The sequence below is a fragment of the Novosphingobium sp. 17-62-19 genome (assembly GCF_002256775.1).
In the GTDB taxonomy this organism is placed as follows: Bacteria; Pseudomonadota; Alphaproteobacteria; order Sphingomonadales; family Sphingomonadaceae; genus Novosphingobium.
Window position 1 is genome coordinate 21,910 of sequence record NZ_NCII01000050.1, and the last position, 7,200, is coordinate 29,109.

Consider the following 7,200-nt stretch of genomic DNA (forward strand, 5'->3'; position numbering starts at 1 on the left):
GCCGCTGACGCCAGCGGCGCAGCCAGGCCATGGCAGGACTTGCCAAGGCAGCAGCATCATACCCCGGTCGGGCGATCACCGCAATCGGCATCTCGCGGGCGATCTGTCGCCAGTACTTCCACTTGTGGAACTGCGCCAGATTGTCTGCACCCATGATCCACACGAAGCGCCGTTTGGGATAGCGCCGCTTGATGGCGCGCAGCGTATCGATGGTGAAACGCGTGCCGAGTTCTCGCTCAATTGCCGTGGCGCGGATTGGCGTGTTGCGGGTCATCGCCTGCGCCGAGGCCAGCCGCGCGCAGAGCGGGGCCATGCCTTCCACCGGCTTGAGCACGTTGCCCGGCGAAACCAGCCACCACACCTCGTCCAAACCCAGCGCATCAAGCGCGAACAGGCTGACGCGGCGATGGCCGCCATGCGCAGGGTTGAAACTGCCGCCGAACAGGCCGGTTAGCAGACTGCTCAACTCAAGGGCGCACCTGCCCGGAGCCGCGCACCAGCCATTTGTATGTCGTCAGCCCTTCCAGCGCGACCGGCCCGCGTGCGTGCAAACGCCCTGTGGCAATGCCGATTTCCGCACCAAGGCCAAACTCGCCGCCATCGGCGAACTGGCTGGAGGCGTTGTGCATCACGATGGCGCTGTCCACTTCGGTCAGGAAGCGGTCGGCCACGGCCTGATCTTCGGTCACGATAGCATCGGTATGCCCGGACGCGTGCGCCGAAACATGCGTCAGCGCTTCGTCCAGCCCATCAACAATCGCCACGGAAAGAATCGCGTCGAGATACTCGGTATCCCAATCGTTCGCGGCCACCGGCACGATGCGCGGATCGATGGCGCGAGCGCGGGCATCGCCGCGCAGCTCGCATCCGGCATCGAGCAGCGGTTCCACCAGTCCATGCGGATCGGGATAAGTCGCGTCGATCAGCAGCGTTTCCATCGCGCCGCAGATGCCCGTGCGGCGCATCTTGGCGTTGAGCACGATAGCCTTGGCCATCGCCGGATCGGCAGCGGCATGGACGAACGTGTGGTTGATCCCGTCAAGGTGGGCCAGCACCGGCACCCGCGCATCGGCCTGCACCCGCGCAACAAGGCTTTTACCCCCGCGTGGCACGATCATGTCGATCGGGCCCGCTGCCGCCAGCATCGCGCCCACCGCAGCACGGTCCTGCGTGGGCATAAGCTGTACCGCATCGGCCGGAACGCCGCCTTCGACCAGCCCGGCAACCAGCGCCTTGTGAATAGCACGGTTGGAATGGACCGCTTCGGACCCACCCCGCAGGATCGTGGCATTGCCCGACCGCACGCAGAGTGTAGCGGCGTCTGCCGTCACATTGGGGCGGCTTTCATAGATGATGCCGATCACGCCCACGGGAATGCGCAGGCGTTGCAGCACCATGCCGTTGGGGCGGGCAGCCTCGGAAATCACTTCCCCCACCGGATCGGCCAGCGAGGCAACCTGCTCCACCGCGTCGGCCATTCCGGCCAGCCGGTCGGGCGTCAGCTTCAACCGGTCAAGCAGCGCGCCAGTCAGCCCGTTGGCCGCGCCATTGGCCATGTCCTGCGCGTTTGCGGCAAGAATCTCTACCTCTGCTGCGCGCAGTGACGCGGCAGCAAGCTTCAGCGCATGTTCCTTCGCCGGCGAATCCATACCTGCCAGAACGCGCTGCGCGGCGCGGGCGCCGCGGGCCAGGCCTTCGACCATACCGGTCACGGATTGAGCGGAAATTTCAGGCTGCGTAGACATGATCAGCGCCCTAGCACCGAGGCCAGGCGATGTCATCACAAGGCACGACTCGACCTCGTCCGAAATGTCCAACCGTGTCCTGAATCACACTTATGCAAACGATTCATCCGGGGACTCACACGGTTCACCCCGGATGGCGGGATTCCGATTCGCCAGCCGGGAACCCAATGGCTAGTGCCCGCGGCGACGGGAAACAAAACTAACCACGCACTACCATCGGGGGTCGCCTGCCAGTGTCATCAGTGAAGCCTGCCCGCTTGCGGATCAGGAATACCACGGCTGCTGCCATCGCGCAGGCACGCGCATGGTCACGCTGGTTTCCCAACTCACCGCCGCGCGCGATCACGCGCTGTTGCTTGAGCGCGAGGCCGCCGTCGCCACTGCCGAAACCCGCTTGGACAAGTATCGCGGCGGGCTGGAAGGCGTGGCCGACGATCTCAACCGGCGGCAGGACTTCATCGAAAAGGCCATCGAAGGCACGCTGGGCGAACTGCCCAAGGACCTTCCGCAGGGCACTGTTTCCGATAGCAGCGCCGAAGCCGCCAAAACCGTCCGCAAGATTTCGATGGAACTGCCCGAAGCGCGCCGTCTGGCTGAAGCCGAAGCCCGCCAACTGGCCTTCATCGAACGCCTCACCCGCTTTGCCGATGCGCGCTCTGCGCAGGCCGAAACAGCGATCCGCCGCGTGGGCCTCAACCCTGCCATGTTACGCGCCTCTGCACAGGAAGGCACCGGCGGTCCGCTGATCCGCCTGTTTACCGGCTCGGATGAAAGCGTCGACCCGCGGTTTGCCAGGCTTGGTGCCAGTCTTGAGCGCATGGCCGCCCTGCAAAAGGGCCTTGCCCGCATTCCCAACACGCTGCCGGCCAGCCTTGAGTATATTTCAAGCGGTTTCGGCTATCGCAGCGATCCGTTCACCGGCGGCGCAGCCTTCCACGCGGGTCTGGATTTCCGAGGCCCCATCGGCGCGCCCATTTATTCCGCAGCAGCGGGCACCATCAGCTTCGTTGGAGTCAAGCAAGGCTATGGCCGCGTGGTTGAAGTCAGCCACGGCAACGGGCTGATGACGCGCTACGCCCACATGTCCCGCACGGCTGCCCAACTGGGCCAGAAGGTCGATGCCGGGGCTGTAATCGGCCAGATCGGCAACACAGGCCGCTCAACCGGCCCCCATCTCCATTTCGAGGTGCGGATCAATGACCGTCCGGTCAATCCGCGCCCGTTCCTTGAGGCAAACAGGCATGTTCAGGAAATCCGCGCCGGAAACGCGCAACACCACGAGCACGGGGAGTAGTTCGGGCATGGCTGCGACATTTTCCGTACTGGGCGTCGATGTTGCCGTGAAAGGCAATCTTTCCGCCACCGCCGACCTGCACATTGATGGCAGCGTGGAAGGTGACATCACCTGCGCATCGCTGGTGCAGGGCGAAAAGAGCACTGTCACCGGTGCAATCAAGGCGCAAAGTGCGCGGCTTTCGGGCACGGTACATGGCTCGATCGAAGCTGGTGAACTGGTGATCCTCAAATCCGCACGCATTCATGGCGACGTAAGCTACGACGCGCTGACCATCGAACAGGGCGCGCAAGTGGACGGCCGTTTTGCGCACCGCATCCACACGAGCGAGGAGCCGTCGCTCACGCTTGTAAGCTGAGCGACCAAACAAAAACTTGCCGATTCGTCATTCCCGGCTTACATCGGCGAGGTTCAAGGCCGCTCCGCAAGGGGCGGCCCTTATTGTATCCGCTTTTCAGGTCAGGCCCGCTTATTGCTGGACCGACCCTTCGGGAGACTGTCCGTGAGCAACCAGCCCACGTATCCGCTGATGCCGCACGCCACCGCGTCGTGGCTTGTCGACAATACCGCGCTGACGTTTGAGCAGATTGCCGAATTCTGCGGCCTGCATATCCTTGAAGTGCAGGCCATGGCCGATGATCTGGCAGGGCAAAAGTACACCGGCCGCGATCCGCTGCATTCGGGCGAACTGAATCAGGCCGAGATCGACAAGGGTCAGGCCAGCCCTGAATACAAGCTCAAGATGCAGCGCGCGCCGATTTCGGTCAGCCGTACCAAAGGCCCGCGCTACACCCCGGTGTCAAAGCGTCAGGACAAGCCAGATGGCATCGCATGGATCCTGCGCAATCACCCAGAAGTGTCCGATGCGCAGATCGGCAAGCTGATCGGTACCACCCGCACCACCATCGCCGCGATCCGTGATCGCAGCCACTGGAACATCGCCAACATCAATCCGAAGGACCCGGTCACGCTGGGCCTGTGTTCGCAGCGCGAACTCGATTCGCTGGTGGCCAAGGCTGCCAAGAAGGCTGGGATCGAAGACGATGGTCTGGCTGAACAGCGCCTCGGCACGGATCGCGATGCCCTGATCGAGGAACTGCGCGCTGAACGTACCGCCTCGGTCAAGGCCGCATCGGAAGCCGCGCAGGAAGCCGAGGCCGCAGCATGGCTGGCCGCCCGCCGCGCCGAGGGTATCTCGGACAGCTGAGCATTTGCGAAACGCTGAATTGAAAAGGCCGCCCTTGCGAAGGGGTGGCCTTTTTCTTTTTTCCCGCCCCCAGACCCGCTCGTCCTGAGCCTGTCGAAGGACGCAGGCACTGCCCCAGCACCCTTCGACAGGCTCAGGGTGAGCGGAAGTGGAGAGGGTGGGCGGTTACCCCACCTCCAGCACAATCTTCCCGATATGCGCGCCCTGTTCCATCCGCGCGTGTGCAGCAGCCGCTTCGGCCAGCGGAAAGGTCTGGTCCATGATCGGCCGCAATTCGCCCGTTGCCACCAGCGGCCACACTGTTTCCCGAATTTCCGAAGCCAGCGCCGCCTTGAATGCCTTGGTACGCGGACGCAGTGTCGATCCGGTCAGTGTCAGCCGCCGCCGCATCACTTCAGCCATGTTGATTTCGGCCTTCAGCCCGCCCTGCACCGCGATGGTCACGTGGCGTCCGTCATCGGCAAGGCACTTCAGATTGCGCGCCACATAACCACCCGCAACCATGTCGAGCACCATATCAACACCTTTGCCGCCGGTGATCCGCGCCACTTCCTCGACAAAATCGCTGGCCTTGTAGTCAATCGCATGAGCAGCGCCGATTTCCAGCGCCTGCGAACACTTCTCCGGTCCGCCACATGTAGCGATTACGGTCACGCCAAACAGCCTGCCAAGCAGAAGCGCCATCGATCCGATACCGCTGGTGCCGCCGTGGACGAGGATCGTCTCTCCCGGCGCGGTCATTCCGCGTTCGAACACGTTGTGCCATACGGTGAACAGTGTTTCCGGGATGGCCGCAGCCTCAGCCATTGAAAGCCCGGTGGGCACTTGCAGGCACTGCGCGGCTTCGGCGATGCAGTATTCCGCATAACCGCCGCCTGCCACCAGCGCGCAAACCATCGTACCAGTGAACGGCCAGGTCACACCTTCACCCATCGCGGCAACCTGCCCCGAAACCTCCAGCCCCGGCAGCGGCGAAGCGTCAGCCGGTGGTGGATAGAAGCCCTGCCGCTGGATCACGTCGGGCCGATTGACTCCGGCAAAGGCGACCTTGATGAGCACCTGGCCCGGTCCCGGTTGCGGCACTGCCACCATTTCGGGGCGCAGCACATCCGGCCCCCCCGGCGCATCCCATCCGATCGCAGTCATCGTTGCGGGTAAGCCGGTCATTTAGAAGCCCCTGTAGTCCCGAATACCAATTAGCGCTTGGGTTAGCCACGCAGGGCGTTGACAGCAAGGCATTGCAGCGCACAAAGTGACCCTCAATGGACATAGATGAGCGCCCTCGCCCGAAAGGGGATCTGGCCAGCCAGCTGGCAACCGAAGCGCTCGCCCCCTATTCGCATGACGAGCTGAACGAGCGCATTCGCCTGCTCGAACTGGAAATCATGCGCACCGTTGCCCATCGCGACAAGGCCAGCGCCCACCGCGCCGCCGCCGAAGCACTGTTTGGCAAGCCCCCACCTTCGGGTGGCGCTGGATGAATTTGGCCGCCCTTCCTTTTGCCGAAGGGCGTTCCCATATCGCACGATATACTGATGCCTTTGGGGCATCTGTTTTCACCCTCACACGTGGTTTAGCCTCGGTTAATAACGCGTGTGCACTCTTCCCGTCAGGGAACCCATTGGCGCCAGCCAGAAAGTAGCCGCAACATGCCCAGTTTCGCCCAAAGCCTCGAAAAGACGCTGCACACCGCGCTCGCCAATGCGTCAGAGCGCAGCCACGAGTATGCGACACTCGAGCACCTTCTGCTGGCTCTCATCGATGATGCGGACGCGGCGCAGGTCATGCAGGCCTGCGGCGTAGACCTTGGCGATCTGGGCGATGTGGTGCGCCAGTACCTCGATCAGGAATACCAGTCGCTGAAAACGCAGGAAAAGGCTGATCCCCAGCCGACCGCCGGTTTCCAGCGGGTGATCCAGCGCGCCATCCTTCACGTGCAGTCCTCGGGCAAGGACACCGTGACGGGGGCGAACGTGCTGGTCGCGCTGTTTTCCGAACGCGATAGCTATGCTGTTTATTTCCTGCAGCAGCAGGACATGAGCCGTTTGGACGCGGTCAGCTTCATCAGCCACGGCATCGGCAAGGGCGGCCGCCAGGTCGAAGGCCGCTCGCCCAAGGGTGCCGAGGAAGACGCGCCAAAGCAGCAGGAAGAAAAGGCCGATTCGAAGGGTCAGAAGAAGGAAACCGCGCTCGACCAGTTCACCGTCAATCTCAACGAGAAGGCGCTGACCGGCAAGATCGATCCGCTGATCGGCCGCGGCCCGGAAGTGGACCGCACGATCCAGATCCTGTGCCGCCGTTCGAAGAACAACCCGCTCTATGTGGGCGATCCGGGCGTGGGCAAGACGGCCATCGCCGAAGGGCTTGCGCGCAAGATCGTTGAAGGTGATGTGCCCGAAGTGCTGGCCGAAGCGGTGATCTATTCACTCGACATGGGCAGCCTGCTGGCCGGAACGCGCTATCGCGGCGACTTTGAAGAACGCCTCAAGCAGGTCGTTTCCGAGCTGGAAAAGATGCCGCACGCGGTGCTGTTCATCGATGAAATCCACACCGTGATCGGCGCCGGTGCCACCAGCGGCGGCGCGATGGACGCGTCGAACCTCCTGAAGCCCGCGCTTTCGGGCGGGACGATCCGCTGCATCGGATCGACCACCTACAAGGAGTTCCGCAATCACTTCGAAAAGGACCGCGCCTTGCTGCGCCGGTTCCAGAAGATCGATGTGAACGAGCCGACCATCGAGGACACGATCAAGATCCTGCGCGGCCTGCGCACGGCATTTGAGGACCATCACAAGGTCAAGTACACGCCCGATGCGATCAAGACCGCGGTCGAACTGTCGGCGCGCTACATCAACGACCGCAAGCTGCCCGACAAGGCGATCGACGTGATCGACGAAGTGGGCGCGATGCAGATGCTGGTGCCGCCTTCGAAGCGCAAGAAGACCATCACCGCG

Annotated in this window: 8 protein-coding genes; 5 read left to right on the forward strand and 3 right to left on the reverse strand. The window is 63.1% G+C overall.

All coding sequences use genetic code 11. The features are described from left to right. A partial coding sequence (locus B7X90_RS10720) for a nicotinate-nucleotide adenylyltransferase (protein WP_292624335.1) occupies positions 1-466 on the reverse strand: 466 nt, incomplete at its 3' end. A gap of 1 nt (position 467) precedes the next feature. Then, complete coding sequence (locus B7X90_RS10725; protein ID WP_292624337.1) at positions 468-1,745, reverse strand: glutamate-5-semialdehyde dehydrogenase; 1,278 nt, start codon at positions 1,743-1,745, stop codon at positions 468-470. Between the two features lie 304 nt (positions 1,746-2,049). Between B7X90_RS10725 and B7X90_RS10730 the strand changes: the two genes are divergently transcribed. The 3 genes from B7X90_RS10730 to B7X90_RS10740 all read left to right on the forward strand — a co-directional run bounded on the left by B7X90_RS10730 (position 2,050) and on the right by B7X90_RS10740 (position 4,246). Further along, positions 2,050-3,039 carry a M23 family metallopeptidase gene (locus B7X90_RS10730; protein ID WP_292624339.1) on the forward strand — a complete coding sequence of 330 codons (990 nt, stop codon included), beginning with the start codon at positions 2,050-2,052 and terminating at the stop codon, positions 3,037-3,039. 7 nt (positions 3,040-3,046) lie between these two features. After that, positions 3,047-3,397 (forward strand): polymer-forming cytoskeletal protein, encoded by a 351-nt coding sequence (locus B7X90_RS10735; RefSeq protein WP_292624341.1) that lies wholly within the window; start codon positions 3,047-3,049, stop codon positions 3,395-3,397. Positions 3,398-3,541: 144 nt separating this feature from the next. After that, positions 3,542-4,246, forward strand: coding sequence for a DUF1013 domain-containing protein (locus B7X90_RS10740; RefSeq protein WP_292624343.1), 705 nt, complete (start codon positions 3,542-3,544; stop codon positions 4,244-4,246). A 165-nt stretch (positions 4,247-4,411) separates the two neighbouring features. On the opposite strand, the gene B7X90_RS10745 is transcribed toward B7X90_RS10740, so the two are convergent. Further along, the gene (locus tag B7X90_RS10745) at positions 4,412-5,413 is read right to left on the reverse strand and encodes an NAD(P)H-quinone oxidoreductase (protein WP_292624345.1); all 1,002 of its coding nucleotides are present in this window, start codon (positions 5,411-5,413) and stop codon (positions 4,412-4,414) included. A gap of 95 nt (positions 5,414-5,508) precedes the next feature. On the opposite strand from B7X90_RS10745, the gene B7X90_RS10750 reads away from it, so the two are divergent. Both B7X90_RS10750 and B7X90_RS10755 read left to right on the forward strand, forming a co-directional pair. After that, entirely contained in the window at positions 5,509-5,727 is a 219-nt protein-coding gene (locus tag B7X90_RS10750) for a DUF1192 family protein (protein WP_292624347.1), read from the forward strand. A 168-nt stretch (positions 5,728-5,895) separates the two neighbouring features. Then, positions 5,896-7,200, forward strand: a 1,305-nt coding sequence (locus tag B7X90_RS10755) for an AAA family ATPase (RefSeq protein WP_292624349.1), incomplete at its 3' end; no start/stop codon positions are given.

Coding starts and splice junctions, on each gene's coding strand:
- B7X90_RS10750 (WP_292624347.1), top strand. CDS start 5,509: ATGGACATAGATGAGCGCCCTCGCCCGAAAGGGGATCTGGCCAGCCAG.
- B7X90_RS10725 (WP_292624337.1), bottom strand. CDS start 1,745: ATGTCTACGCAGCCTGAAATTTCCGCTCAATCCGTGACCGGTATGGTC.
- B7X90_RS10745 (WP_292624345.1), bottom strand. CDS start 5,413: ATGACCGGCTTACCCGCAACGATGACTGCGATCGGATGGGATGCGCCG.
- B7X90_RS10730 (WP_292624339.1), top strand. CDS start 2,050: ATGGTCACGCTGGTTTCCCAACTCACCGCCGCGCGCGATCACGCGCTG.
- B7X90_RS10735 (WP_292624341.1), top strand. CDS start 3,047: ATGGCTGCGACATTTTCCGTACTGGGCGTCGATGTTGCCGTGAAAGGC.